The 26,897-nt window shown below is 72.3% G+C and carries 24 protein-coding genes; 12 read left to right on the top strand and 12 right to left on the bottom strand.

The window, feature by feature from the left end; genetic code table 11:
• Positions 1–18: 18 nt before the first annotated feature.
• The 6 genes from IO30_RS0133620 to IO30_RS0133595 all read right to left on the bottom strand — a co-directional run bounded on the left by IO30_RS0133620 (position 19) and on the right by IO30_RS0133595 (position 6,361).
• A complete protein-coding gene (locus IO30_RS0133620; RefSeq protein WP_031149427.1) occupies positions 19–918 on the bottom strand; it encodes an arginase family protein in 900 nt (299 codons plus the stop codon).
• Positions 919–1,163: 245 nt separating this feature from the next.
• Positions 1,164–1,400, bottom strand: a complete 237-nt coding sequence (locus tag IO30_RS0133615; RefSeq protein WP_031149425.1) for a LapA family protein — start codon at positions 1,398–1,400, stop codon at positions 1,164–1,166.
• Between the two features lie 33 nt (positions 1,401–1,433).
• On the bottom strand, positions 1,434–3,485 hold the full coding sequence (locus IO30_RS0133610; protein WP_031149423.1) for a prolyl oligopeptidase family serine peptidase: 2,052 nt from the start codon (positions 3,483–3,485) through the stop codon (positions 1,434–1,436).
• A gap of 13 nt (positions 3,486–3,498) precedes the next feature.
• Complete coding sequence (locus tag IO30_RS0133605) at positions 3,499–4,857, bottom strand: M20/M25/M40 family metallo-hydrolase (protein WP_031149421.1); 1,359 nt, start codon at positions 4,855–4,857, stop codon at positions 3,499–3,501.
• Complete coding sequence (locus IO30_RS0133600; protein WP_031149419.1) at positions 4,850–5,683, bottom strand: M55 family metallopeptidase; 834 nt, start codon at positions 5,681–5,683, stop codon at positions 4,850–4,852. Before IO30_RS0133600 ends, IO30_RS0133605 begins: the two co-directional genes overlap by 8 nt.
• A gap of 234 nt (positions 5,684–5,917) precedes the next feature.
• Positions 5,918–6,361, bottom strand: a complete 444-nt coding sequence (locus IO30_RS0133595) for an SRPBCC family protein (RefSeq protein ID WP_031149417.1) — start codon at positions 6,359–6,361, stop codon at positions 5,918–5,920.
• Between the two features lie 162 nt (positions 6,362–6,523).
• Here IO30_RS0133595 and IO30_RS0133590 point away from each other — a divergent pair, with 162 nt between their 5' ends.
• From IO30_RS0133590 to IO30_RS0133580, 3 genes are all read left to right on the top strand, one after another.
• On the top strand, positions 6,524–7,567 hold the full coding sequence (locus tag IO30_RS0133590; protein ID WP_031149415.1) for an Rv2578c family radical SAM protein: 1,044 nt from the start codon (positions 6,524–6,526) through the stop codon (positions 7,565–7,567).
• A gap of 112 nt (positions 7,568–7,679) precedes the next feature.
• Positions 7,680–9,248, top strand: a complete 1,569-nt coding sequence (locus tag IO30_RS0133585) for an alpha/beta hydrolase (RefSeq protein WP_031149413.1) — start codon at positions 7,680–7,682, stop codon at positions 9,246–9,248.
• A gap of 25 nt (positions 9,249–9,273) precedes the next feature.
• Complete coding sequence (locus IO30_RS0133580) at positions 9,274–9,693, top strand: RidA family protein (RefSeq protein WP_031149411.1); 420 nt, start codon at positions 9,274–9,276, stop codon at positions 9,691–9,693.
• Between the two features lie 52 nt (positions 9,694–9,745).
• On the opposite strand, the gene IO30_RS0133575 is transcribed toward IO30_RS0133580, so the two are convergent.
• Positions 9,746–10,306: a HEAT repeat domain-containing protein gene (locus IO30_RS0133575; protein ID WP_031149409.1), complete on the bottom strand. Its 561-nt coding sequence runs from the start codon at positions 10,304–10,306 to the stop codon at positions 9,746–9,748.
• A gap of 377 nt (positions 10,307–10,683) precedes the next feature.
• On the opposite strand from IO30_RS0133575, the gene IO30_RS0133570 reads away from it, so the two are divergent.
• The 9 genes from IO30_RS0133570 to pssA all read left to right on the top strand — a co-directional run bounded on the left by IO30_RS0133570 (position 10,684) and on the right by pssA (position 21,684).
• Complete coding sequence (locus IO30_RS0133570; protein ID WP_031149407.1) at positions 10,684–12,480, top strand: 3-hydroxyacyl-CoA dehydrogenase family protein; 1,797 nt, start codon at positions 10,684–10,686, stop codon at positions 12,478–12,480.
• Positions 12,481–12,658: 178 nt separating this feature from the next.
• Positions 12,659–13,471 (top strand): TetR family transcriptional regulator, encoded by an 813-nt coding sequence (locus IO30_RS0133565; protein ID WP_031149406.1) that lies wholly within the window; start codon positions 12,659–12,661, stop codon positions 13,469–13,471.
• A gap of 400 nt (positions 13,472–13,871) precedes the next feature.
• Positions 13,872–15,209 (top strand): crotonyl-CoA carboxylase/reductase, encoded by a 1,338-nt coding sequence (ccrA, locus tag IO30_RS0133560; protein ID WP_031149404.1) that lies wholly within the window; start codon positions 13,872–13,874, stop codon positions 15,207–15,209.
• 31 nt (positions 15,210–15,240) lie between these two features.
• Positions 15,241–17,292: a protein meaA gene (locus IO30_RS0133555; protein WP_031149403.1), complete on the top strand. Its 2,052-nt coding sequence runs from the start codon at positions 15,241–15,243 to the stop codon at positions 17,290–17,292.
• On the top strand, positions 17,289–18,263 hold the full coding sequence (locus IO30_RS0133550) for an HpcH/HpaI aldolase/citrate lyase family protein (RefSeq protein WP_031149401.1): 975 nt from the start codon (positions 17,289–17,291) through the stop codon (positions 18,261–18,263). Before IO30_RS0133555 ends, IO30_RS0133550 begins: the two co-directional genes overlap by 4 nt.
• A gap of 4 nt (positions 18,264–18,267) precedes the next feature.
• Positions 18,268–18,780: a MaoC family dehydratase gene (locus tag IO30_RS0133545; RefSeq protein ID WP_030010163.1), complete on the top strand. Its 513-nt coding sequence runs from the start codon at positions 18,268–18,270 to the stop codon at positions 18,778–18,780.
• Between the two features lie 2 nt (positions 18,781–18,782).
• A complete protein-coding gene (locus tag IO30_RS0133540) occupies positions 18,783–19,988 on the top strand; it encodes an acyl-CoA dehydrogenase family protein (RefSeq protein WP_031149398.1) in 1,206 nt (401 codons plus the stop codon).
• Positions 19,989–20,174: 186 nt separating this feature from the next.
• On the top strand, positions 20,175–20,831 hold the full coding sequence (locus tag IO30_RS0133535) for a phosphatidylserine decarboxylase (protein WP_031149394.1): 657 nt from the start codon (positions 20,175–20,177) through the stop codon (positions 20,829–20,831).
• Between the two features lie 73 nt (positions 20,832–20,904).
• A complete protein-coding gene (gene pssA, locus IO30_RS0133530; RefSeq protein ID WP_373316518.1) occupies positions 20,905–21,684 on the top strand; it encodes a CDP-diacylglycerol--serine O-phosphatidyltransferase in 780 nt (259 codons plus the stop codon).
• Between the two features lie 82 nt (positions 21,685–21,766).
• Here pssA and IO30_RS0133525 read toward each other — a convergent pair whose 3' ends face one another.
• From IO30_RS0133525 to IO30_RS0133505, 5 genes are read right to left on the bottom strand one after another with little or no spacing between them, the layout of a single operon-like run.
• Positions 21,767–23,047 (bottom strand): ABC transporter substrate-binding protein, encoded by a 1,281-nt coding sequence (locus tag IO30_RS0133525; protein WP_078903923.1) that lies wholly within the window; start codon positions 23,045–23,047, stop codon positions 21,767–21,769.
• Positions 23,044–24,207 (bottom strand): branched-chain amino acid ABC transporter permease, encoded by a 1,164-nt coding sequence (locus IO30_RS0133520; RefSeq protein WP_051902762.1) that lies wholly within the window; start codon positions 24,205–24,207, stop codon positions 23,044–23,046. The genes IO30_RS0133525 and IO30_RS0133520 overlap by 4 nt, the downstream gene beginning before the upstream one ends.
• Positions 24,200–25,090: a branched-chain amino acid ABC transporter permease gene (locus tag IO30_RS0133515; RefSeq protein ID WP_031149386.1), complete on the bottom strand. Its 891-nt coding sequence runs from the start codon at positions 25,088–25,090 to the stop codon at positions 24,200–24,202. The genes IO30_RS0133520 and IO30_RS0133515 overlap by 8 nt, the downstream gene beginning before the upstream one ends.
• Entirely contained in the window at positions 25,087–25,944 is an 858-nt protein-coding gene (locus IO30_RS0133510) for an ABC transporter ATP-binding protein (protein WP_078904895.1), read from the bottom strand. Before IO30_RS0133510 ends, IO30_RS0133515 begins: the two co-directional genes overlap by 4 nt.
• Complete coding sequence (locus tag IO30_RS0133505; RefSeq protein ID WP_031149382.1) at positions 25,941–26,729, bottom strand: ABC transporter ATP-binding protein; 789 nt, start codon at positions 26,727–26,729, stop codon at positions 25,941–25,943. The genes IO30_RS0133510 and IO30_RS0133505 overlap by 4 nt, the downstream gene beginning before the upstream one ends.
• Positions 26,730–26,897 lie beyond the last annotated feature (168 nt).

Genomic DNA, 26,897 nt, shown 5'->3' with positions numbered 1-26,897 from the left:
CAAAGGACGTACGAGGGGTTACGCGAAGGCGCCCGCGACGAGGTCGGCGAGCAGTGCGCCCGCACGCCCGTCCGGGTCCAGGTCCGGGTCGTAGATGGTGACGTTGAGCCCCACGCACCGCGGTGAGCGCACCAACACCCCGAGCAGTTCGGCGAGTTCGTCCGGGATCAGGCCTCCGGCATCAGGGCTGTCCACGGCCGGCATCACCGCCGGATCCAGTACGTCGGCGTCCAGGTGCACCCAGAAGCCGGCGGTGACCGGCGGGTGGAGTCCCTCCAGGGCGGCCCGCGCCACCGGCCCCGCGCCGCGTTCGCGGATCTCCCCCACGGTGGCCGCCGCGATGCCCGCCGCGCTCAGCTCCGCCAGGTCGGCGTCCCCGTCCCGCAGGCCGAAGAGGCGTACGTCCTCGTCCCGCAGGTAGGGGGCCAGCCCCTCCAGGTCGGCGAGATCGGGCTGCCCGCGGCCCGTGGAGAGGGCGAGCTCCTCTCCCCCGGCCGCGCCGACGGGGCCGTTCACGGCTTCGTTCCCGGGGTGGCGGAAGTCCGCGGAGCCGTCGATCGCGGCCAGTCCGTAGCGTCCGAGCCGGCGCATGGCCAGGGCGGCGCCCAGCTGGATCGAACAGTCGCCGCCGAGCACGACGGGGAACTCCCCGTCCCTGAGGTGGCGTTCGATCCGGTCGGCGAGGGTGACGGTGTACGCGGCGAGGGCCTCGGCGTGGAAGACCCCGTCGCCCTCCTGCCAGTCGCCGCGGTCGTAGCGCGGCGGGACCACGACCCCGCCCTCGCGCGCCCCGAGCCGGCCGAGCAGGCCTTGCTCACGCAGGGCGCCGGCCAGCTTGTAGACCCCGGGGACGGTGCCGGGCGCGGGCGGACGCAGGCCGAGGTTGGACGGGGCGTCGAGGAGCACGAGGGATCGCATGGACCCATCCTGTGCCACGCGCCTGCGGCGGGCACGGCATTTCGCCCGCGACGGCCACCGCGGGCGCGGGACGGACGCCACCGGCGCGGGACGGACGGCACCATCCAGGGACGGACGGCGCGGGCGCCGGACAGCGGCACGGGCGCCGGACCACTCGCCGCCGCCCGGGACGGGCAGGACCGGCGCGGGAGGGCCGGGCGCCGGACGGGCGGGGCCGGGCGCCGGACGGGCGGGGCGGGGCGCCGCTAGCGGCGCCGCCGGGCCAGGTACGCCCCGCAGAGTCCGCCCAGGACCGCCGCGATCAGCAGGGCGCCCCACAGGGGCATCGTCACCAGCGGGATCAGCAGCCGGATCCGGGTCTGCGCGGTGTTCTCGAAGATGAACACCAGGGTGAGCACCACCAGCGCGGCGATCGAGGCACGGCGCGGCGTGATCATCCCGCGGGCCCTTCCGGAGCCCTTGGACGACGTGGGGGAGGTCATGGCCCCATCGTCCGCCCCCGGCGGGCCCGGGGCTCAGTCGTGCAGGGCCAGACGGGGGACGTCCCGCCGGTCGATCCCGAAGACCTGCGCGTACAGGGACAGTTCCGCCTCCAGCGCCCGGACCATGGTGCCGGCCCGCCGGAAACCGTGGCCCTCGCCCTCGAACGCCACGTACGCGTGCGGTACCGACCGGCCTCGCATGGCCGCGAGCAGCCGTTCGGCCTGGGCCGGCGGGCAGACCGGGTCGTCCAGCCCCTGGAGCAGCACGAACGGTGCGGTGATCCGGTCGGCGCGGGCCACCGGCGAGCGCTCGCGGCAGAGCACGGCGAGGGTCTGCGGGGGCCCGGCGAGGCCGTCGATGTAGCGGGACTCCAGGTCGTGGGTCTCCTCTGCGAAGCCGATCAGGTCCAGCACCGGGTAGATGATCGCCGCGCAGGCGTAGAGGCCGGTGGAGGCGAGGGAAGCCGCGGCCGTCCAGCCGCCCGCGCTGCCGCCGCGGATGGCGAGCCGGCCCGGGTCGGCGGTGCCCTCGGCGGCCAGCGCACGGGCCACTGCCGCGCAGTCCTCCACGTCCACCAGGCCCCACTGCTCGCGCAGCCGCTCCCGGTAGGCGCGGCCGTAGCCGGTGGAGCCGCCGTAGTTCACCTCGACCACGCCGATGCCGCGGGAGGTGAAGTAGGCGATGTGCAGGTCGAGTACGGGCGGTACGTGGTCGGTGGGGCCGCCGTGCGCCCACACCACGTACGGGGGCAGTTCGTCGGCGGGGGCCCGGCAGGCGGGGTGGTGCGGCGGGTAGACGTGCGCGTGGATCTGCCGGTCGTCGGGGCCGAGGAAGGTGCGGCTCTGCGGCTCCGGGTAGTAGGCCGGGTCCGGCCGGGCCGGGCCGTCGGCGCCGCCGGCCGCGTCCGCCCCGGGCCCGGCCCCGCCGCCGATCACCCGGGCGTGCCCGCTGGACGTGTCCAGTTCCACCACCTCGTACGGGCTGCGCGGGCTGGCGGCGACCCCGTAGACCCGGGTGCCGCACACGGCGAGCGTCGGCTGCCAGGCCGTCCACGGGCCGGCCGCGTCCACCAGGTCGCCGCTGTCCGGGTCGAGCACGCCGAGCACCGAGGAGCCCTGCCCGTGCAGGACGGCGAGCAGCCCTCCCCCATAGCCTTCGGCCTGGGAGGTGCCCCCTTGGAGCGGCGCGAGCCAGCGCAGCCCGGGCTTCCACAGGGCGCCGCCGAACTCCTCCTCGCGGGGGCAGAGGTTGACCGCGGCGCCGGTGGCGGGGTCCACCCGGTAGGGGTTCCACCAGCCGCTGCGGTCGCTCACCGCCAGCAGGGTGCCGTCCGGGGTCCACTCCACCTGGGCGACGGCCTCCTCGGGGCCGCCGAGCACGGTGCGCGCCCCGGTCAGCTCCCCGTCCGCGGTGATGTCGGCGAGCAGCAGCTCGGTGCCGTCCCAGGGCATCCGGGGGTGGTCCCACACCAGCCGGGCGAGGCGGCGCCCGTCCGGGGAGATCCGGGGGCCGGTGCTGAACCGGTGCCGGTCGTCGGTGAGTTCGCGTACGGCGCCGCGGTCGCCCGCCGCCGTCCCGTCCAGCGGTACGGCGGCCAGCACCCGGCGCACGTCGGTGGGGGCCGGGCCGGTGAACTCCTCCAGCACGCACCAGACTTCACCGTCGCGCAGTACGGGGTCGGCCCAGCGCAGTCCGCCGCCGACCCCGGACAGGGGGGTGAGGGGCCGCGGAGCGGCGCCGTCGGGGGCGTCCGGTTCGTACGCGTAGAGCCGCTGGTCGGCGAAGTGGACGAACACCAGCAGGGGGCCGCCCGCGTCCCGCTCGGCCCCGGCCCAGGGGCTGCCGCCGTACTCGGTGACCCTGCTGCGCACGTTCCACGGGGCGGGCAGTGCCGTGACCGCGGGTCCGCCGTCGGCGGGGCGGCGCACCAGGGCGCGGCGGCCGCCCTCCTGCGGCCGGGGTTCGGTCCACCACACCTCGGGGCCGACCGCCCCGAGGTACTCGGGCCGCCCGTCGAGCGCGGCGGCGAGGCCCGCGTCGATGGGCGAGGGCCAGCTTCCGTAGGGCAGGGTGTCCGCCGCCATCACAGGGTTCCCCTCACAGAGTCCGCAGCGCGTGGTCGAGGACCCGGACGCCGAAGTGCAGGGCTTCGACGGGGACGCGCTCGTCCACCCCGTGGAAGAGGGACCAGTAGTCGAAGCCGGGAGGGAGCTTCAGGGGGGAGAAGCCGTAGCCGGTGATGCCGAGGCGGGAGAACTGCTTGGCGTCGGTGCCGCCGGCCATGCAGAAGGGCACCACGCGGCCGTCGGGGTCGAAGCGTTCGACGGATTCGCGCAGGATCCCGAAGGTCCGCCCGTCCACCGGGGCTTCGAGGGCCACCTCGCGGTGCGCGAACTCCCAGCGCACGTCGGGGCCGGTGAGGGTGTCGAGGGTGGCGATGAACTCGGCCTCGCCGCCCGGCAGCATCCGGCCGTCCACGTAGCCGGTGGCCTCGCCGGGGACGACGTTGAGCTTGTAACCGGCCTTCAGCATGGTCGGGTTGGCACTGTTGCGGACGGTGGCCTGCACCAGGCCGGCGGCCGGACCGAGCCCGGCGAGGACTGCGTCGAGGTCGAAATCGGGGCTGCGCGGGTCCACGGACAGGCCCTGGAGGGCGGCGAGTTCGGTGATGCAGGCGGTGACGGTGGCGGTGAGGCGGACGGGCCACTCGTGGGCGCCGATGCGGGCGACGGCGGCGGCGAGCCGGCTCACGGCGTTGGCCCGGTTGGGCTTGGAGCCGTGGCCCGCGGTGCCGTGCGCGGTCAGCTTCAGCCAGGCCGTGCCGCGTTCACCGGCGGCGATCGGGTAGAGGGCGGGTCCGGCGCCGGTGTGCAGGGTGAAGGCGCCGGACTCGCTGATCCCCTCCGTGCAGCCCTCGAAGAGGTGCGCGTGGCGGTCGGCGAGGAAGCCGGAGCCGTCGACGGCGCTGTCCTCCTCGTCGGCGGTGTAGGCGATCACGACGTCCCGGCGCGGCTTGATCCCGGCCCGCGCCCAGGCCCGTACGACGGCCAGCACCATCGCGTCCATGTTCTTCATGTCGACGGCGCCGCGGCCCCACACCACGCCGTCGCGGACCTCGCCGGAGAAGGGGTCGACGCTCCAGTCGGCGGCCTCGGCCGGGACCACGTCGAGGTGGCCGTGGACGAGGAGGGCCTCGGCCCCGCGGTCGGTGCCCTCGACGCGGGCGACGACGTTGGTGCGGCCCGGGGAGCGCTCCAGCAAGGCCGGCTCCAGTCCGGCGGCGGCCAGGCGCTCGGCGACGTACTCGGCGGCGGGGCGCTCGCGGCAGTCGCCGCCGCCCCGGTTGGTGGTGTCGATGCGGATGAGGTCCGAGGTGAACCCGACGGCCTCGTCGAGCGCGGTCTCGTCCACGGCTCCTGCCGGGGCCTCGGCGGTGATTGCGGGCATGTCAGCCATACTGCTCCTCCACGGCGGCCGAGACGACCGTCGTGACCGCCTTGAAGGTCCGGATCCCCTCGTACATCGTCTCGCTGCTGTACGAAACACGGCGTTCGCCGGACCTGTGCACGCCCGGGACCACGGTGGCGGCCATCGCCAGGTGCTCGGCGTCGAACTCCAGCTCCACGGCGAAGGGTCCGCCGAGGACCGGTTCGCGGCGGACCGCGAGGGCCGTGGCCTCCTTGGCGGCGGCGCGGATGTCGGCGGCGGTGCGGGCCGGGGTGCGGCAGACGGCGGCGTACCGCGAGACGTGGTCCTTGACGGCGACGGTGACGGCGTCCGGGGCGTAGCCCGCGGCGTCGACGCAGGTCAGGTCGTCGCCGGTGACCAGCACGACGGGGACCCCGTACTCGGCGACGACGTGGGCGTTGAGCAGGCCCTCGCTGGCGCGGACCCCGTTGACCCAGACGCCGGTGATGGAGTTGGCGAGGTAGGTGTGGGCGAGGACCCCTTCGGTGCCGGCCCCGGTGTGGTAGCCGACGAAGGCGACGCCGTCCACGTCCCCGTGCTGGACGCCTTCGACCATGGACAGGGACTTGTGGCGGCCGGTGATCATCTCGACGCGTGCGTCGAGCCGCTCCAGCAGCAGGTTGCGCATGGTCCAGTGGGCCTCGTTGACGAGGACCTGGTCGGCGCCCCCGTCGTAGAAGCCGAGGACGGCGGCGTTGACGTCGGAGGTGAACATCGACCGGCAGCGTTCCCACTGGGGTGTCCCGGGCAGCACGTCGGCGGGCCAGGTGACGCCGGTGGCGCCTTCCATGTCGGCGGAGATGAGGATCTTCATCGGGCCCCCGGGCGGTCGGTTGCACGCGGTCCGGGCACACGGTCCGGGCACGGACGGCCGCACGCGGCGCGGACGCCGCGCGCAGGGGCCCCACCCTAGCCGCCGGGGGCCCGTACGGCCCGGGGCCACGCCCGGCTGCCGGCGGCCGGTGCGCCGCCGGGAAATCCACCCGAACCGGTGAGCCCCCGCGTCCCGCGCGGGCACCACCGGTCAGCCGGCCGGCAACGCCCGGTCTCAGCCCTCGACTTCGCCCGCCAGATTGGCCAGCAGGGTGTCGTAGATCCGGCCGAGGCCCTTGGGCGCGAAGGTGCGCTCGAAGAAGCCTCCGATGCCTCCGGCGCCGTTCCACACGCTGGTGACGACGACCTTGGACCTGCTCTCGCCGGCGGGGGTGACCACCCAGGTGGTGACCATGGTGGAGTTGCGGTCCTTCTCCACCAGCTGTCCGTCGGTGGGCTCGGTGACCTCCAGCAGGCAGTCGCGCACGCGCTTGCTGGTGGCCTGGAGCTTCCAGTGGACGAGGGTGCCCTCGCCGTCGCCGCCCTCGCGCACCTCGTACTCGCTGAAGTGCTCGGGCAGCAGCTTGCCCCGGGTCCCGGCGTAGTCCGCCAGCGCGTCGAACACGGTCTCCGCGTCGGCCGCGATGATCCGCTCCGTGGTGGCCTCGACCTGCGCCATAGCTGTTCCTCCCGCAGTTGTCCTCGCTCGTCACGGCGAAGCCAACCACCTCCGGCCCGGGCGCCCAAATCCGGGCCGGACGGTGCGGGCGGAAGCGGCCGCCCGCACGATCATGGGAACACTTGTTCTATTCTCGGCGCAGAGCTACCGAGGGAGGCGCCCATGCGCTGGGACCATCTGACCGAGCGGCCCGCGGGTCCGGCCGCGCTCTTCGGGGCCGGCTCCGTCGTCACGCGGACGTTCGACACGCCCGAGTTCCGCGGGATCACCTTCCACGAGGTGCGGGCGCGCTCGGTCCTCAACCGGGTGCCGGGCGCCTCGCGCATGCCGTTCGAGTGGACCGTCAACCCCTACCGGGGCTGCAGTCACGCCTGTGTCTACTGTTTCGCCCGCAACACCCACAGCTACCTCGACCTGGACACCGGTCTCGGCTTCGACTCGCAGATCGTCGTCAAGACGAACGCCCCCGAGGTGCTGCGCCGCGAGCTCGCCGCGCCCCGCTGGAGCGGCGCGCACGTCGCCATGGGCACCAACGTCGACTGCTACCAGCGCGCCGAGGGCCGCTACCGGCTGATGCCCGGGATCATCGAGGCGCTGCGCGACCGGGCCAACCCCTTCTCCGTCCTGACCAAGGGCACGCTGATCCTGCGCGACCTCCCCCTCCTGCGGCAGGCCGCCGAGGTCACCGAGGTCGGGATCTCCGTCTCCGTCGGCTTCACGGACACCGCCCTGTGGCGGACCGTCGAACCCGGGACCCCCTCCCCCGCCGCCCGGCTGGCCGCCGTACGGACCCTGACCGACGCCGGCCTGGAGTGCGGGGTGCTGATGGCGCCCGTCGTCCCCTTCCTCGGCGACTCCCCGGAGCAGCTGCGGGCGACGGTCCGCGCCGTCGCCGCGTCCGGGGCCACCTCCGTGACACCCCTGGTACTCCATCTGCGGCCCGGGGCGCGCGAGTGGTTCATGTCCTGGCTGGGCGAGCACCACCCCCACCTGGTCGGGCGGTACGAGCGGATGTACGCGGGCGGCTCGTACGCGCCCACCTGGTACCAGCGGCAGATCACCCGCCAAGTGCACGAGCTGGCGGCCGCATTCGGCATCGGCCCCGGAGGCCGGCGGGAGACCGGGCGCGACCTTGCCCCCGGGCGGCACGGGGACCGGCCCGCGGAGGCCGCGGCCGCTGCGCCGGTGCAGCTCACCCTGCTGTGAGCGCCGGCAGCCCCTGAGGACTCATCACATCGGGCCATTACAGGCCCCAATACCGCCTTCCGGCCTCGGTTTCCGGGACGATTCCGCCCAGAACCCTCGGCTGGGAGGCCCCATGCTGCACCCCTTGAAGAAGCGCGCCGCCGTACTGCTGGCGATCTCCACCGTCGCCGCCGCACTGGCCAGTCCCGTCACGGCCGCCCCGGCGCCCTCCGCACCGGCGCCGTCGAAGGCGGACCTGCGCTGGACGGACTGCGCGACCCCCCGCTACCCGACGCTGCAGTGCGCCTCCCTCAAGGTCCCGCTCGACCACGACCTGCCCGCCGGGCGGCAGATCTCCCTGGCCCTCACCCGGGTCCGGCACACCGCCGCCACCTCCCAGGGGCCGCTGCTGGTCAACCCCGGCGGCCCGGGCGGCAGCGGCCGCAGCCTCGCCGGGTTCGTCGCCTCCGCGCTGCCCAAGGACGTGGCCGCGCAGTACGACGTGATCGGCTTCGACCCGCGGGGCGTGGGCCGCAGCGAGCCGGCCCTCGACTGCGGGAACGGCCACTTCAGCCCCGTACGGCCGGACTCGGTCCCCCGCGACGCGGCCACCGAACGGGCCAACCTGAAGCGGGTGCGGTCCTTCGCCGAGTCCTGCCGGGACAAGCACGCGGACGTGCTCCCGCACATCGGGACCGTCTCGGCCGCCCGCGACCTGGAGGTGCTGCGCACCGCGCTGGGCGCCGAGCAGATCAGCTACTTCGGCTACTCGTACGGCACCTACCTGGGCGCGGTGTACGCCAAGCTCCACCCGGGCAAGGTGCGGCGGCTCGTCCTGGACTCCGTGGTCGACCCGGGCGGGGTCTGGTACGAGGACAACCTCGCGCAGGACCGCGCCTTCGACGCCCGCCACAAGGCCTTCCTGGCCTGGGTGGCGCAGCACGACGCCACGTACGGGCTGGGCACGGACCCGGCGCGGGTCGAGGAGCGCTGGTACGCGATGCGCGAGGACCTGCGCCGCACCCCCGCGGGCGCGAAGGTGGGTCCCTCCGAGCTGGAGGACACCTACATGCCGGGCGGCTACTTCAACGGCTACTGGCCGAACCTCGCGGAGGCCTTCTCCGCGTACGCCGTGAAGGGGGACCCCAAGCCGCTGGTGGCCGCGTACGAGCGGTTCGGCGCGGTGGAGCCCTCCGCGGGCAACGGCTACAGCGTGTACACGGCGGTGCAGTGCCGGGACTCGGCCTGGCCGAAGGACTGGAACAGGTGGCGGGCCGACATGTGGCGCACGCATGCCGAGGCCCCGTTCATGACCTGGAACAACGCCTGGTACAACGCCCCGTGCGCGTTCTGGCCGACCGAGTCGCTGCAAGCCCCCGACGTGACCAACGACGCCCTGCCGCCCGCCCTCCTGCTCCAGGCGACGGAGGACGCCGCGACGCCCTTCGGGGGCGCGCTCAGCATGCGGGACAAGCTCAAGGGCGCGGCTCTGGTCGTCGAGGAGGGCGGCGGCAACCACGGCATCGCGCTGAGCGGCAACAAGTGCCTGGACGAGAAGGTGGCGGCCTACCTGCGGACGGGGCAGGCCGCGGACGCCACCTGCCCGGCGCAGGCGGCCCCCAAGCCGGCCGCGGCCACCCGGGCGGTGACCCCCTCGGCGGGCGGCGCGGCCCTGCACGGGCTGCTGGGCTTCCGCGGCTGAACCCTTCCGGGGCAAGATCGTCCCCATGACCACGCCGACGGACAGTCACCTCACCCGCATCGCCGCTCCGGAGGGCGTGAGCCCCGGGACCGGCTACAGCCACGTCGTCTGGGGCACCGGGCGGTTCGTCGCGGTCTCGGGGCAGTGCGCCCTCGACGAACGGGGCGAGGTCGTGGGCGCCGGCGATCCGGCCGCCCAGGCCCGGCAGGTGTTCGAGAACCTGCGCCGGTGCCTGGCGGCGGCCGGGGCGACCTTCGACGACGTCGTGAAGCTCACCTACTTCGTCACGGACGTCGCCCACCTCCCGGCGGTCCGGGAGGCCCGGGACGCCGTGATCCCCGCCGACCGGCTCCCCGCGTCCTCCGCGGTCCAGGTCGCGGCGCTGTTCCGGCCCGAACTCCTGCTGGAGGTGGAGGCCTTCGCCGTCGTCCCCGAGGCCCGCTGAGTCCGGCCCGGTCCGGCCGCGTCCGGCCGCGCTCAGCCCCGTCCGGCCGCGCTCAGCCCAGCGCGCGCAGGGCGGCCGTCGCCGCCACCGCGAGCCGGGGGTGCGACTGGGCCCGGGTGAGGACCTCGCGGGCGCGCGGGTCGCCGAGGGCGCCCAGTCCCTCGACGCAGGCGAGTGCGACCCGCCAGTACGGGTCGTGCGGTGACAGCAGCCGGGACAGCGTGGCGATCAGCGCCGGGGCCGATTCCGGGGCGCGCAGGGCGGTGAGCAGCCGGACCGGCTGGAGGGCGTAGGCCGTGCGCAGGCCGTTGGTGGCGAGGGCGGCGGCCGCGCGGGCGGTGCGGGGGTCGCCCAGGACGGCCAGGGCCTCGGCGGCGGCCGTGCAGCGGGGCGGGTCCCGGTGGTTGAGGAGGAGCACCAGGGACTCGAAGGCCCGGCGGTCCCCTGCCAGCCCCAGCCGGTACGCCGCCAGTTCGCGGGCCCACAGGGGCAGCCCGGACTCGGTCAGGGAGGCGGCGAGGGCGTCCGGCCCGGCCGCGAGCAGCCGCTCGTACTCCGGGGACTGCGCCGAACCGATGGCTTCCGCACGCAGGCGCTCCAGCACGTCGTTCACGCGGGCCACCCTAGGGCGCCGCGGAGACCGCCGTGGTGCCTTCTCCCGTACGGGGAGGAGCGGGATCACGAGGCCTGATGATCGATGATCGATGATCGGTACATTTGGGCGGTACAGGTCACATCTCCGCGCTCTGGCGCAGCAGTTACCGGCGAGTTACTGTCGCTTCAACACGTACGAGGGCGGCCTGGTGACGCAGCCGCCCCGTGCCGGTCGGTTCGTATCCGAACGGCGTGGCCCCGGGACAGGGCCGCTCCGTCCCCGCCCTTCCGGGCCTTCGCCCCTGGGCTCCTCCCGCACGGTTCTCCGTACGGCATCAGCGCGCGCCGTGCGCCGCGCGCCCCTCAGTCGTCACCCTCTTCCACTGGAGTCCCTCGATGGACCGTCCGTCCAGTCACCCCACGCTCCGCACGATCGCCGTCGTCGGCCTCGGCACGATGGGCTCCGGCATCGCCGAGGTCCTCGCCCGGGCCGGTCACGAGGTCATCGGCATCGACATCGACGAGAGCGCCGCCCGCCGGGCCACGGCCGCCCTCGCCTCGGCCACCGCCCGTTCCGTCACCAAGGAGCGCCTCAGCGAGCAGGAGCGCGCCGACGTGCTCGCCCGCTTCCGCACCTTCGGCGACCTGACCGCCGCTGCGGACGCCGACCTCGTCATCGAGGTCGTGCCCGAGACGTACGAGGTCAAGCAGCAGGTGTTCCGCGAGCTCGACGCGGTCGTGCGGCCCGACGCCATCCTGGCGACCGGCACCAACGCGCTCTCGGTGACCCGTCTCGCCGCCGAGTCCCAGCGCCCCGAGCGCGTGCTGGGCCTTCACTTCTTCAACCCGGCCCCGGCGATGAAGCTGGTCGAGGTGGTCTCCTCGGTCCTCACCGCCCCGCCCGCGGTGGAAGCGGTCACCGAACTGGCCCGCTCGCTCGGCAAGGAGCCGGTCGCGGTCGGCGACCGTCCCGGCTTCGTCGCAGACGGGCTCCTCTTCGGCTACCTCAACCAGGCCGCGGCGATGTACGAGTCCCGGTACGCCTCCCGCGAGGACATCGACGCGGCGATGCGGCTCGGCTGCGGCCTGCCCATGGGCCCGCTGGCCCTGCTCGACCTGATCGGCGTGGACACCGCCCGGACCGTCCTGGAGGCCATGTACACCTCCTCGGGCGATCGGCTGCACGCTCCGGCCCCGATCCTGGGCCAGCTCGCCGAGGCGGGCCTGACCGGGCAGAAGGCCGGGCGCGGGTTCTACACGTACGAGGCTCCGGGCAGCTCCACGGTCGTCCGTGACGCGCAGACCCCGCTGGAGGGGAGCGGGGTCGGCGGGGGACTGCCCGTCCGCTCGGTCGGCGTGGCCGGTTCGGGCACGATGGCGAGCGGGATCGCGCAGGTCTTCGCGCAGTCCGGGTACGCCGTGGTGCTGGCCGCCCGCAGCCAGGAGAAGGCCGAGGCCGCGAAGGCATCGATCGGGAAGTCCTTGGGCCGTGCGGTGTCCAAGGGCCGCCTGACCGAGGAGGCGGCCGCCGCGACCCTGGAGCGGATCACCCCGGCCGGCTCGCTGGACGCCTTCGCCGAGGTGGACCTGGCCGTGGAGGCCGTCGCCGAGGACCTGGCGGTCAAGCAGGAGCTCTTCGCGGCCCTGGACAAGGTCTGCAAGCCGGGCGCGGTGCTGGCCACGACCACCTCCTCGCTGCCGGTGATCGCGGTCGCCCGGGTGACCTCGCGTCCGCAGGACGTGATCGGCATGCACTTCTTCAACCCGGCCCCGGCCATGAAGCTGGTCGAGGTGGTCCGCACGGTGCTGACCACCGACACCGCGCACGCCACCGTCCGCGAGGTCTGCCTCAAGGTGCGCAAGCACCCGGTGGACTGCGGTGACCGGGCCGGCTTCATCGTGAACGCGCTGCTGTTCCCGTACTTGAACAACGCCGTGAAGATGGTCGAGCAGCACTACGCGAGCCTCGACGACATCGACGCGGCGATGAAGCTCGGCGGCGGCTACCCGATGGGACCGTTCGAGCTGCTCGACGTGGTCGGCCTCGACGTCTCACTGGCCATCGAGAAGGTCCTCCACAAGGAGTTCCGCGACCCGGGCCTGGCCCCCTCCCCGCTGCTGGAGCACCTGGTGGCGGCGGGCTGCCTGGGCCGGAAGACCGGCCGCGGATTCCGTGAGTACGCCCGCCGGTAAGGGGACACCCGCTGACCGGCAGGCCCATGAGCCGGATGCGTGGGGAGGGCTGCTCGGGTCCGCCGGACCCTCACGGCGGACTGACCCTCCCGAGCCCAGTGCGGGCTCTCCCCCGCATCCATCCCCCCTGCACCCCCCGCAGGCGCGGTCCCCTGCGCAAATGAAGTACTTTCGCTCTATGTCCCAGCCCGCCAAGACCTCACCCCGCGCCTCCTCGGCCTCCGACGCCCCGGAGAGCGCGGCCGGCACCCGGGCGGCCGCACAGCGGCTCAAGATGCGGCGAGAGCTCGCCGCGGCCGCCATGGAGCTGTTCGCGACCAAGGGGTACGAGGCGACGACGGTCGACGAGATCGCGGCGACCGCCGGGGTGGCGCGGCGTACGTTCTTCCGGCACTTCCGGTCCAAGGAAGAGGCGATCTTCCCGGACCACGACGACACCCTGACCCGCGCCGAGGCGGTGCTGGACGTGGCCCCGGCGCACGAGCACCCGCTCGACACGGTGTGCCGCGGGATCAAGGAAGTCATGAAGATGTACGCCGCCTCTCCGGCGGTGTCGGTGGAGCGCTACCGGCTGACCCGCGAGGTACCGGCGCTGCGGGAGCGGGAGATCGCCTCGGTGGCCCGGTACGAGCGGCTGTTCACCCGCTACCTGCTGGCCCACTTCGACGAGCACGAGCCGCACGACGGCAACGACGACCCGCTGCTGGCCGAGGTGGCCGCCTCCGCGGTGGTGACCGCCCACAACCACGTGCTGCGGCGCTGGCTGCGGGCGGGCGGGCAGGGGGACGTGGAGGCGCAGCTGGACCACGCCTTCTCGATCGTGCGCAAGACCTTCGGCACGGGGATCGGCGCGGGCCGCACCCTGAGCGCGGCGCCGGCCGCTCCGGCGGCCGTCCGTACGCAGGGTGAGGTACTGGTCGCGGTGGCCCGTACGGACGCTCCGCTGGACGAGGTCATGCGGACCATCGAAGAGGCACTGAAGCAGAAGTAGCAGCACCCGACGCGACACGCGTCACAGCGGCCGCTCCCGTTCCGGGAGCGGCCGTTTCCGTTTGTCCAGCTTGCCCCTACTCGCCGGTAACTCTGATCGATCATCGCTCATCGGTGCAGGTCAATCGGCAAATGAGAGAAAGTTTTGGCACGCGGTGCCTTGCTGAGTGACACGGGGTGCCATACGTTGAATCTCGTCCGGATGTCCCCGCGACCCACGCCCAACCCGGCACGGAACGCGCCCCGGATTGCCTGCGTCACCAGGCACCGCACGCCCCACCACGGGCTGCCCAGCACCACCGCACCAGCCGGACCGACGGCACACACACCACACACCACATGCACCACGCACCCCCGTTTACCTCAGCGCACCCTCATCAGCGCTAGCCGGAGGCTCTCCCGTGAAGGACATCCTGGACGCGATTCAGTCGCAGTCCGCCACTGCCGCAGACTTCGCAGCCCTGCCGCTCCCCGAGTCGTACCGCGCGATCACCGTGCACAAGGACGAGGCGGAGATGTTCGCCGGGCTCACCACCCGCGAGAAGGACCCGCGCAAGTCCCTGCACCTGGACCAGGTCCCCGTCCCCGAGCTCGGCCCGGGCGAGGCCCTGGTGGCCGTCATGGCCTCCTCGGTCAACTACAACTCGGTGTGGACCTCGATCTTCGAGCCGGTCTCCACCTTCAGCTTCCTGGAGCGCTACGGGCGCCTCTCCGAGCTCACCAAGCGCCACGACCTGCCGTACCACGTCATCGGCTCCGACCTCGCGGGCGTCGTCCTGCGCACCGGCCCCGGCGTCAACGCCTGGAACCCGGGCGACGAGGTCGTCGCGCACTGCCTCTCGGTCGAGCTGGAGTCCTCCGACGGCCACAACGACACCATGCTCGACCCCGAGCAGCGCATCTGGGGCTTCGAGACCAACTTCGGCGGTCTCGCCGAGATCGCCCTGGTCAAGTCCAACCAGCTGATGCCCAAGCCCGGCCACCTCAGCTGGGAGGAAGCCGCCTCCCCCGGCCTGGTCAACTCCACCGCCTACCGCCAGCTCGTCTCCCGCAACGGCGCCGGCATGAAGCAGGGCGACAACGTCCTCATCTGGGGCGCCAGCGGCGGCCTCGGCTCGTACGCCACCCAGTTCGCCCTCGCCGGCGGCGCCAACCCGATCTGTGTCGTCTCCTCCCCGGAGAAGGCCGACATCTGCCGAGCCATGGGCGCCACCGCGGTCATCGACCGCAACGCCGAGGGCTACAAGTTCTGGAAGGACGAGCACACCCAGGACCCGAAGGAGTGGAAGCGCTTCGGCAAGCGCATCCGCGAGCTCACCGGCGGCGAGGACATCGACATCGTCTTCGAGCACCCCGGCCGCGAGACCTTCGGCGCCTCCGTGTACGTCACCCGCAAGGGCGGCACCATCACCACCTGCGCCTCGACCTCGGGCTACATGCACGAGTACGACAACCGCTACCTGTGGATGTCCCTCAAGAAGATCATCGGCTCGCACTTCGCGAACTACCGCGAGGCCTGGGAGGCCAACCGCCTGATCTCGAAGGGCAAGATCCACCCCACCCTCTCCAAGGTCTACTCCCTGGAAGAGACCGGCCAGGCCGCCTACGACGTCCACCGCAACCTCCACCAGGGCAAGGTCGGCGTCCTCGCGCTCGCCCCCGAAGAGGGCCTCGGCGTCCGCGACCACGAGATGCGCGCCACGCACCTCGACGCCATCAACCGCTTCCGCAACGTCTGAGACGCCTCAAAGGCCAAAGGGACAGCCTGAGATGACAGAGCGCCAGAAGGACCGTCCGTGGCTCATGCGGACGTACGCCGGCCACTCCACGGCCGAGGCGTCCAACGAGCTGTACCGCCGCAACCTCGCCAAGGGCCAGACGGGTCTGTCGGTCGCCTTCGACCTGCCGACCCAGACCGGCTACGACCCCGACCACATCCTCGCCCGCGGCGAGGTCGGCCGGGTCGGGGTCCCGGTCTCCCATCTGGGCGACATGCGGCGGCTGTTCCAGGACATACCCCTGGAGCAGATGAACACCTCGATGACGATCAACGCCACCGCCATGTGGCTGCTGGCGCTCTATCAGGTGGCTGCCGAGGAGCAGGGCGCGGACATCTCCCAGCTCCAGGGCACCACGCAGAACGACATCGTCAAGGAGTACCTCTCGCGCGGGACGCACGTCTTCCCGCCGGGACCCTCGCTCCGCCTGACGACGGACATGATCGCGTACACGGTCAACCACATCCCGAAGTGGAACCCGATCAACATCTGCAGTTACCACCTGCAGGAGGCCGGGGCCACCCCGGTCCAGGAGATCTCGTACGCGATGTCCACCGCGATCGCCGTCCTCGACTCCGTGCGCGACTCGGGCCAGGTGCCCGAGGAGCGCTTCGGAGAGGTGGTCGCCCGCATCTCCTTCTTCGTGAACGCGGGTGTCCGCTTCATCGAGGAGATGTGCAAGATGCGCGCCTTCGGCCGCATCTGGGACCAGGTCACCCGTGAGCGCTACGGCATCGAGAACGACAAGCAGCGCCGCTTCCGCTACGGCGTCCAGGTCAACTCCCTCGGCCTGACCGAGGCCCAGCCGGAGAACAACGTCCAGCGCATCGTGCTGGAGATGCTGGCCGTCACCCTCTCCAAGGACGCCCGCGCCCGCGCCGTGCAGCTGCCGGCCTGGAACGAGGCGCTGGGCCTGCCCCGGCCCTGGGACCAGCAGTGGTCGCTGCGCATCCAGCAGGTCCTCGCCCACGAGAGCGACCTGCTGGAGTACGAGGACATCTTCGCGGGATCCCACGTGATCGAGGCCAAGGTCGAGTCCCTGGTGACCGAGTGCCTCGCCGAGATCGACCGGATCCAGGAGATGGGCGGCGCGATGGCCGCCGTCGAGTCCGGTTACCTCAAGGGCGAGCTGGTCTCCTCGCACGCCGAGCGGCGGGCCCGGATCGAGGCCGGCGAGGACAAGATCGTCGGGGTCAACTGCTTCCAGCAGACCGAGGAGAACCCGCTCACCGCCGACCTGGACGGCGCCATCATGACGGTGGACGCGGCGACCGAGGCAGTGACCGTGGAGCGCATCGGCCGCTGGCGCGCCGAGCGGCAGGAGTCCTCGGACCGGCAGGGCAACGGCGACCCGTTCGTCTTCCCCACCACCCAGCAGGCGCTGGAGCGCCTCAAGGAGGCGGCGGCCGGTACCGAGAACCTGATGGAGGCCACCCTGGAGTGCGCCCGGGCCGGCGTCACCACCGGCGAGTGGGCGAGCGCCCTGCGCGAGGTGTTCGGCGAGTTCCGGGCCCCGACCGGGGTCTCCTCGGCCCCCGTGGCGGTCACCGCGGAGGAGGGCACGCCGATGGCCCTCGTCCGCGCGAAGGTCTCCCGTACGGCCGAGGACCTCGGCTCCGGGCGGCTGCGGCTGCTGGTCGGCAAGCCCGGCCTGGACGGCCACTCCAACGGAGCCGAACAGATCGCCGTGCGGGCCCGTGACGCGGGCTTCGAGGTGGTCTACCAGGGCATCCGGCTGACGCCGGAGGAGATATCCGCGGCCGCGCTGGCAGAGGACGTCCACTGCGTGGGACTGTCCATCCTGTCCGGATCGCACAGCGCCCTCGTCCCGGACGTGCTGGAACGGCTGCGCGCGGCGGGGGCGGGCGACATCCCCGTCGTCCTCGGCGGCATCATTCCGAACGCCGACGCCATCGCGCTCAAGGCGGCCGGAGTCGCCGCCGTCTTCACACCCAAGGACTTCGGTATCACGGAGATCATCGGCCGTATCGTCGACGAGATCCGGAAAGCGAACAAGCTCGACCCTCTGGAGGTCCCCGCATGACCACGCCCACGTCTCCCGTGAACCGGCTGCGCCCGCGTCGCTCCTGCCTCGCGGTTCCGGGCTCGAACCCGCGCTTCCTGGAGAAGGCCCAGGGCCTGCCGGCCGACCAGGTCTTCCTCGACCTGGAGGACGCCTGCGCGCCACTCGCCAAGGAAGGCGCCCGCCACACGATCGTGGACGCGCTGAACAACGGCGACTGGACGGGCAAGACCCGGGTCGTGCGCGTGAACGACTGGACCACGCACTGGACCTACCGCGACGTCATCACCGTCGTCGAGGGCGCCGGCCAGAACCTCGACTGCATCATGCTGCCGAAGGTCCAGGACGCCCAGCAGGTCGTGGCCCTGGACCTGCTGCTCACGCAGATCGAGAAGACCATGGGCTTCGAGGTCGGCAAGATCGGCATCGAGGCGCAGATCGAGAACGCCAAGGGCCTGGTGAACGTCGACGAGATCGCCGCCGCCTCGCCGCGGCTGGAGACGATCATCTTCGGCCCGGCCGACTTCATGGCCTCCATCAACATGAAGACGCTGGTCGTGGGCATGCAGCCGCCCGGCTACGGCGCGGACGCCTACCACTACATCCTGATGCGGATCCTGATGGCGGCCCGCACCCACAACCTCCAGGCGATCGACGGCCCCTTCCTCCAGATCCGCGACGTGGACGCCTACCGCGAGGTGGCGGGCCGGGCGGCGGCGCTGGGCTTCGACGGCAAGTGGGTGCTGCACCCGGGCCAGGTCGACGCGGCCAACGAGGTCTTCTCCCCCTCGCAGGAGGACTACGACCACTCCGAGCTGATCCTGGACGCCTACGACTGGTGCACCTCGGAGGCCGGCGGCAAGAAGGGCTCGGCGATGCTCGGCGACGAGATGATCGACGAGGCCAGCCGCAAGATGGCCCTGGTCATCGCGGGCAAGGGCCGGGCCGCGGGCATGCAGCGCACCAGCAAGTTCGAGATCCCGGAGGCCTAGGACCATGCAGTTCGGACGCACGTACGAAGAGTTCGAGGTCGGCGCGGTCTACAAGCACTGGCCCGGGAAGACGGTCACCGAGTACGACGACCACCTCTTCTGTCTGCTGACCATGAACCACCACCCGCTCCACATGGACAGCAACTACGCCGAGAACACGACCGACTTCGGCAAGAACGTGGTCGTGGGCAACTACATCTACTCGCTGCTGCTGGGCATGTCCGTGCCGGACGTCTCGGGGAAGGCCATCGCCAACCTGGAGATCGAGTCCCTGCGGCACGTGGCGCCGACCTTCCACGGCGACACCATCTACGGCGAGACCACGGTCCTCGACAAGACCCCGTCGAAGTCGAAGAACGACCGCGGCATCGTCTACGTGGAGACCAAGGGCTACAAGCAGGACGGCACCCTCGTCTGCGTCTTCCGGCGCAAGGTGATGGTCCCGACCGAGACGTACATCAAGGAGCGCGGCGGCGAGCAGCCCGGCCGCCCCACGCTGAAGGAACAGGGGAAGTAGCCATGGCCCGACTCGCCCAGACCGCCGGGCTCACGGACGTCCAGCGGGAGATCCTCAAGACCGTCCGCGAGTTCGTCGACAAGGAGATCATCCCGGTCGCGACCCAGCTGGAGCACCGCGACGAGTACCCGCAGGACATCGTCGACGGCCTCAAGGAGCTCGGCCTCTTCGGCCTGATGATCCCGGAGGAGTACGGCGGCCTGGGTGAGTCGCTCCTCACCTACGCCCTGTGCGTCGAGGAGATAGCGCGTGGCTGGATGTCCGTCTCGGGCATCATCAACACGCACTTCATCGTGGCGTACATGCTCAAGCAGCACGGCACGCAGGAGCAGAAGGACCACTTCCTGCCGCGCATGGCGCTGGGCGAGGTGCGCGGCGCGTTCTCGATGTCCGAGCCGGCCCTGGGCTCGGACGTGTCGGCCATCTCCTCCAAGGCGGTGAAGGACGGCGACGAGTACGTCCTGAACGGCCAGAAGATGTGGCTGACGAACGGCGGCAGCTCCACCCTCGTGGCGGTCCTCGTGCGAAGTGACGAAGGACACCCCGAGGGCACGGCGCCCCACAAGTCGATGACCACCTTCCTCGTGGAGAAGGAGCCGGGCTTCGGTGAGGTCCGTCCGGGTCTGACCATCCCCGGCAAGATCGACAAGATGGGCTACAAGGGCGTCGACACGACCGAGCTCATCATGGACGGACTGCGCATTCCGGCCAATCGGGTCCTCGGCGGCACGACCGGACGCGGGTTTTACCAAATGATGGACGGGGTCGAGGTCGGCCGCGTCAACGTGGCGGCGCGTGGCTGCGGCGTCGCTCAGCGTGCTTTCGAACTGGGCGTCTCTTATGCCCAGCAACGTCACACTTTCGGAAAGCCGATCGCCGAACACCAGGCCATTCAGTTCAAGCTGGCCGAGATGGCTACCAAGGTCGAAGCCGCCCATGCGATGATGGTCAATGCAGCACGCAAAAAGGACTCCGGGGAACGAAACGACCTCGAAGCAGGGATGGCGAAGTACCTCGCCTCCGAGTACTGCAAGGAGGTCGTGGAGGACGCCTTCCGCATCCACGGTGGATACGGATTCTCGAAGGAGTACGAGATCGAGCGCCTCTACCGGGAGGCCCCGATGCTGCTGATCGGTGAAGGTACCGCCGAGATCCAGAAAATGATCATCGGGCGACGTCTGCTCGAGGAGTACCGCCTCCAGGGCTGAAAGTACCTTTTGTGGTGAATCATCCATGGGTTCGTCGCAAACGGGTCACAGGCAGTCACTGGCCGACGGCCATCGACTCGGCTTCTGGCTTGCCCAGTTGTTGCGTGCAACCGATAGCATTCCAGTAAAGCCGCCGTCCCGTCCCCCCGTTTGCGGCGCGGCAATCACCCGCTACGAAGGTCATCCATGCCCCACAGCCAAACCTCTGCACCTCGCGTCGGCTTCCTGAACGGACGTCTCGCACGCGGAGCATCGCCGTGGCTTCTGCCGACCGTCGCCACCGCGGCGCTCAGCCTCACCCGGGCGCGCAAGTCCGGGCGCTGGGCCGCGGCGGCCGTGCCCGCCACCGCGCTCGCGGCGGGCATGCTGTGGTTCTTCCGCGACCCCGAGCGTGAGATCGCTCAGGGCCGTGTCATCTCGCCCGCCGACGGTGTGGTGCAGAGCATCATGCCGTGGAAGGACGGGCGGACCCGGGTCGCGATCTTCATGAGCCCTCTGAACGTCCACGTCAACCGCGCGCCCCTCGCGGGCACGGTGACGTCCGTGGAACACGTTCCCGGCGGGTTCGTCCCGGCGTTCAACAAGGAGAGCGAGAACAACGAGCGCGTCGTCTGGCACTTCGACACCGAGCTCGGCGACATCGAGATGGTGCAGATCGCCGGCGCCGTCGCACGCCGCATCGTCCCGTACCTGCCGGCCGGCACCAAGGTGGAGCAGGGCGAACGCATCGGTCTGATCCGCTTCGGCTCCCGCGTCGACATCTACCTCCCCGAGGGCGTCGAGGTCGCGGTCGAGGTCGGTCAGGCCACCACCGCGGGGGTGACCCGAATTGACCGTGACTGACCCCGAAACTCCTTCGACTCCGTCGCAGGGCTGGGTGCCCGAGTCCGTCGAGGAGGAGTCCGCCGAGGACGACATGCCGCTCTCGCTGCGGCTGTCGATAGCGGACACCCTCACGCTCGGTAACGCGACCTGCGGATTCATGGCGGTGTACTTCACCACCACCGGAATCCTCATCCCGCACCTCACCGGCAGCGGCGAGTCGGGCATGGCCCGGCACAGCGCGGCGACCGCGGTGATACTGATGCTCCTCGCGGCGGTCTTCGACCTCTTCGACGGCATCGTGGCCCGCAAGCTGCGCAGCTCGCCGATGGGCGCCGAGCTGGACAACCTGTCCGACCTGATCAGCTTCGGCCTGGCTCCCGCGTACTTCGTGCTCGTCTACGGCATGGTCGCCGACGACGCGCACCAGAAGATGTCGGCGCTGGCCGCGATCGTGGTGCTGCTCGCCGTGGTGCTCAGACTCGCCAGATTCAGCTGCGTGACGATGAAGGACGGCATGTTCCAGGGCATGCCGAGCCCCTTCGGCGCGCTGACGGTCGTCTCGATCGTGCTGCTGGAGCTGCCGTTCGTCCCGACGCTGCTGGCGATCATCGGGGTGGCCTGGCTGATGGTGAGCCGGGTTGAGTACCCCAAGCCGCGGGGTGTCCTCGCGGTGGCGATGCTCAGCTGGATCGTCGGTGCGATGGGTCTGCTGGCCGCGTGGGCGTTCGACGCGCCGGGCGGTGCGGCCCTGCTCCAGACGGGCTGTGCCCTCCAGATCGCGCTGGCGGCCACCATCCCGCTCTTCGCGACGACCCGCCGGGCGAACACCTTCCGGCACAACCGCCGCGAGGCCCGCGCCTCGCTGCGCTAGACGTACGCGAAAGGGCCCCCGGATGCCGATGGCATCCGGGGGCCCTTTGTCGTTCCCGCCCGCCGTCCGGGCGGGGGACGCCTCAGCCGGCCGGAGTGAAGCTCTTCGCCGCCTCGGCGACCGCGGCCTCCTTGACCACCGTCAGGCCGCCCGGGGTCTTCGCGTCCGGCTTCATGATCACGCTCTGCCGGGTGGAGGGGGCCTTCGGGTCGGAGAAGTCGTGCGTGATCCCGAAGCCGCTGTCGTACGCCTTCAGGCTCAGCAGGGCCTTGCCGACGCCCGCACGGGTGAGGTCCTTGTCGGCGCAGGCCTTCTTCAGGGCCTCCCCGTAGACCGAGGCGGCCGTGTACCCGGCCACCACGCCGTTGTCGAGGTCCGCGCCCGGGTACTCCGCCTTGTAGGCCGCGGCGAGGGCCGCCGGAGCCGCGGCCGTGGAGCCGATCGGGAGGGTGGACGCGGCCACGTAGTAGTCCTTCTGGAGCGCCGCGCCCGCCGGGGTGGCGAGCAGCTGGGGCGCGTACGCGGAGTTGTTGCCGACCACCGGGACGTTCCAGCCGCCCGCGGCGGCCACGCCGACCAGCGAGGCGGCCTGGCGCGGTCCGGCACTGATCACGACGGCCTTGACCCCCGCCTGCTTGAGCGCGGCCACCTGCGCGGACATGTCGTTGTCGGTGGGCTTGATCTTCTGCTCCACGACCGTGAGCCCGGCCTCCTTCGCCGCGTGCTTGGCCCCGGCGAGGGCGTTCTCGCCGTAGTCACCCTCGAAGTACACGTGGCCGATCTTGTCCCCAGAGGCGATGCGCTTCTCGTCGAGGAGGTAGCCGATGGCGTTGACCGTCTCGATGTCGTAGGTGGCCCCGATCGTCCGGATGGACGGGCTGCCCAGCAGGGAGGCGGACCAGGCCTGCGGGACGACCAGGCCCTTGTCCTGGCCGTCGATGCGATCCTTGACCGCGGCGACGAACGGGGAGCCGATGAACTGCGCGAAGCCGAGGACCTTGGGCTCCAGCTCGGTGTAGGCCGCCAGCGCCTTCTGCGGGTCGTAGCCGTGGTCGCGGACCGTCAGCTCGTACTGGCGCCCGCAGACGCCTCCCGCGGCGTTGGCCTGCTTGACCCAGAGCTGCTGGGCCTGGGTGACGCTCTTGCCGAGCGAGGCGTAGACGCCGGTCATGTCGGTCAGGGCGCCGAGCTGCACGGTGGTCGCGGTGACCCCCGGGCCGGTCTTGACACCCCCCTCGGACTGCTTGTCCTCGCTGCCGCCGCCCGCCTTGGAACTGCACCCGGCGGCGCCGGTGAGGACGAGCGCGGCCAAGGCGGCCGCCGTACCGAGTCGTGCTCCCTTGCCGGGGCGGGATCTCTTCACGCTGTCTCCTTCGGGGTTCGTGCGGGCTTGGAGGGACGGATGCGGGCGAGCCCGCCGGGCAGGAACAGGACGACCGCGACGACGGCCGCGCCGTACAGGTAGCGGGACGCCTCGCCCGGGGAGACCCCGCCCGTGCCGGGGGCGGAGACGAGCGGGAGGGCGTCGCTGTAGCGGGTGAGCAGCTGGGGCAGCAGGGAGACGAAGGCGGCGCCGATGACGGCGCCCGCGACCGTGCCGAGACCGCCGATCACGATCATGGCGAGGTACTCCAGGGCGAGGACCATGCCGAAGTAGTCGGGCACGGTCCGCTGGAAGACCAGGGCCAGCAGGACCCCCGCCAGACCCGCGTACATGGACGACAGGACGAAGACGGCGGCCCGGTAGCGGGCCACGGGAACGCCCATCACCCCGGCGGCGATGTTGTGGTCGCGGATGGCGTTCAGGGCGCGTCCGGGGCGCCCGCGCAGGACACCGCGGGCGAAGAGGGCGCAGCCCAGGAGTGCGCCGAGGGCCACGTACCAGAGCTTCTCGGCGGACTGGAAGGGGACGGCTGCGACGACCGTCTCGGTGTCGTCGAAGGTGATCCCGAGGAGGGACAGGGGTTCGACGGCCCGGCCGTTGAAGCCGCCGGTGAGGGAGGTGGCGTTGAACAGGACGTGCTGGCCGATGAAGATCAGCGCGAGGGTGGCGATGCCGAGGTAGGCGCCGCGCAGTCGGCCGGCGATGGGGCTGAACAGTCCCCCGGCGGCTCCCGCGAGGGCGACGGCGAGGAGGGCCGCGAGCCAGCTGGGCAGGCCCAGCCCGACCAGCTCGTGGCCGCCGGAGCGGCCGCCGTCCCCGGCCAGCGCGCAGTACCCGTACGCGCCGACGGCGAGGAAGAAGGCGTGCCCCATGGACAGCTGTCCGGTGGCGCCGGTGAGCAGGTTGAGCCCGATCGCCCCGATCCCGGCGGCGATGGCGAAGAGCCCGGCCTGGAGCCAGAACCGGTCGAGGTAGAAGGGCAGGGCGAGCAGGAGGGCGCCGCCCGCGGCCCAGAGGGCGTACCGGACCCGGCCGGGGCGCGGCCCGCGGCCCGCGCCGCCCGTTCCTGTGCCCGTGCCCGGGAGCGCCGGGGCGGCCTCGGTCGGGGCGGCCGCGGCCCCGGGGATCACGTCAGACACGGGCGAGCTCCTTGGTGCCGAAGAGGCCCGCCGGACGCAGCAGCAGCACCACGACCATGACCAGGTAGGGGGCGAGGTCGCCGATGCCGCGGCCGAGGAAGGCGAGCTGGCTCTGGTAGCCGGTGGCCAGGGCCTCGGTGACGCCCACGATCAGGCCGCCCGCCAGGGCGCCGGTGGTGGAGTCCAGGCCGCCGAGGATGGCCGCGGGAAAGGCCTTGAGGGCGGCCAGGGACGTGGCCCGTTCCAGGCCTGGGGTGGGGAAGACGGTGAGGAAGAGGGCGGCCACGGCGGCCAGGGCTCCGGCGACCGCCCAGGCGGCCAGGGAGACCCGGCCGAGCCGGACGCCCATCAGCGCGGCGGTCTCGGGCTTCTCGGCGGCGGCGCGCATGGCCACGCCCCAGGCCGTGAAGCGGAAGACCAGGAGGAACGCGCTGATCATCAGGGCCGCTGCGGCGAAGGCGGCGATGCGGGTCTGCGGGAGGGTGACCGGGCCCAGGTGGACCACCGCGTCGCCCCACGGGTCGCCGAGTGCGAGGACGTCCGTACCGATGCGGCGGGTGAGGTCGGTGGTGAGCAGGATGTCGACGCCGATGGTGACGATGGCGAGGACGCTGTGGTCCTGGCCCCGGTAGCGGCGCATCACCAGGAACTCGACGCCCGCACCGACGGCGGCGGCCGCGCCGATGCCGACGGCCAGGGCGGGCCAGAAGCCGATGTCGTCGTGGAGGACGGCGGTGACGTACCCGCCGGCGAGCAGGAGGGAGGCGTGCGCGAAGTTGACGACCTCGGTGGCCTTGAAGATGACCACGAAGCCGAGGGCGATCAGGGCGTAGACGGAGCCCATGGAGAGCCCGCCGAGCAGCAGTTCCAGGAAGGTGGTCACGCGGCCGGTTCCTCCTCGCCCAGATAGGCGCGCACGACCGCGGGGTCGTTCTGCACCTGGGCGGGGGTTCCGCCGCCGATCCGTCTGCCGAAGTCGAGTACGGTCACCGCGTCCGCGAGCCGCATCACCACCCCCATGTCGTGTTCGACCAGCACGATCGATATGCCGAGGCCGTCCCGGACGCCCGCGACGACGGCGGCGGTGCGCCTGCGTTCGTCGGCGGTCATCCCGGCGACCGGTTCGTCCAGGAGCAGCAGCCGGGGCTCCATGCACAGGGCCCGGGCCAGCTCGACGAGCTTCTGCTTGCCGTACGGGAGGGAGCCCGCGGGGGCGGCCAGGTCGGCTTCCAGACCGACGAAGGCGGCGATCTCGCGGACCCGTTCCCGGTGGCGGCGGTCCTCGCGGGTGGCGGCGGGCAGCCGCAGCCCGGTGGCCAGGAAGCCGGACCGCATCAGCCGGTGGCGGCCGAGCAGCAGGCTGTCGGCGACCGTGGTGTGCGGGGGCAGGGCGAGGTTCTGGAAGGTACGGGCGATGCCGAGGGCCGCCACGGCGTGCGGGGCGAGTCCGGTGAGTTCGGCGTCGCCGAAGCGGACGCTGCCGGACGCGGCCCGGTAGACGCCGGAGAGCACGTTGAAGCAGGTGGACTTGCCCGCGCCGTTGGGCCCGATGACGGCGTGCACGCTGCCCGGCTCCACGGTGAAGGAGACCCCGTCGAGCGCGGTCAGCCCGGCGAAGCGGACGGTGACGTCGCTGACGGTGAGCGGCGGGACGCCGGGGGCGGGCGCGGCGGGGGCGGGCAGGCCGGGACCCGGCCGGACCGGTCCGGAGGGGCCGGGGATGCTGGGGCCGGTCATGCGGACCACCGGGCCAGGGGGCGGGGCGCCGCCGGGGCCGGGGCGTCCTCGCCGGTGAGGCCGAGGTAGCGGCGGCGGACCTCGTCCGAGGCGGCCAGCTCGGCGGCCGGACCCGCGAGGGTGACCTCCCCGACCTCCAGGACGTACGCGTACGAGGCCAGCCGGAGCGCGAGCGCCGCGTTCTGCTCCACCAGCAGCACCGAGGTCCCCGAGGCATTGATCTCGGTGATCGTCCCGGCGATGACCGCGGCCATCTTCGGCGCCAGCCCCAGGGAGGGCTCGTCCAGGAGCAGCAGCCGGGGGCGGGCCATCAGCGCCCGGCCGAGGGCGAGCATCTGCTGCTCGCCGCCGGACAGCAGCCCGGCCCGCTGCCCGGCCCGCCCTGCCAGGACCGGGAACAGCTCGTGGACCCGGGCCAGCGAGCGGGCCACGTCGGCCCGGGACCCGGCGCGGGAGCCGAGGGCTCCGGCCCGCAGGTTGTCCGCGACCGTCATCCGGGCGAACACCTGCCGCCCTTCGGGCACTTGCACCACCCCCGCGGCCACCGCCCGGTCCGGACCCAGTCCGTCCAGCGGCCGGCCGTCGAAGCTGATGCTCCCGGCGGTGACCGCGCCCCGGTGGAACCCGAGCGTCCGGGACACCGCACGCAGCAAGGTCGACTTTCCCGCGCCGTTGCCGCCGAGCACGACGGCCACCGCGCCCTCCGGCACGTCCAGCGACACGTCGCGCAGTGCCCGTACCGGCCCGTAGCCGACGGACAGCCCGCGCACCTGAAGCGAGGCCACATCCCCTCCTACCGCCAAGCCCTCTCCGGGCGTTGTGCTGGCGCACAGACCAGCACCGGGGGGCGGCGCCCGTCCACGGCCCGAACCGGAATCGCTGCCGATGACCAGCCGGGACCGGGGTGCGGTTGTGCAGCGGCACAGACCTGCTGACGGGGCCCCTTACGCAGG

This window comes from Streptomyces xanthophaeus, assembly GCF_000725805.1.
In the GTDB taxonomy this organism is placed as follows: Bacteria; Actinomycetota; Actinomycetes; order Streptomycetales; family Streptomycetaceae; genus Streptomyces; species Streptomyces xanthophaeus.
Note: the sequence above shows the minus strand (reverse complement) of the source record. Positions and strands in the feature narration are given on the sequence as shown.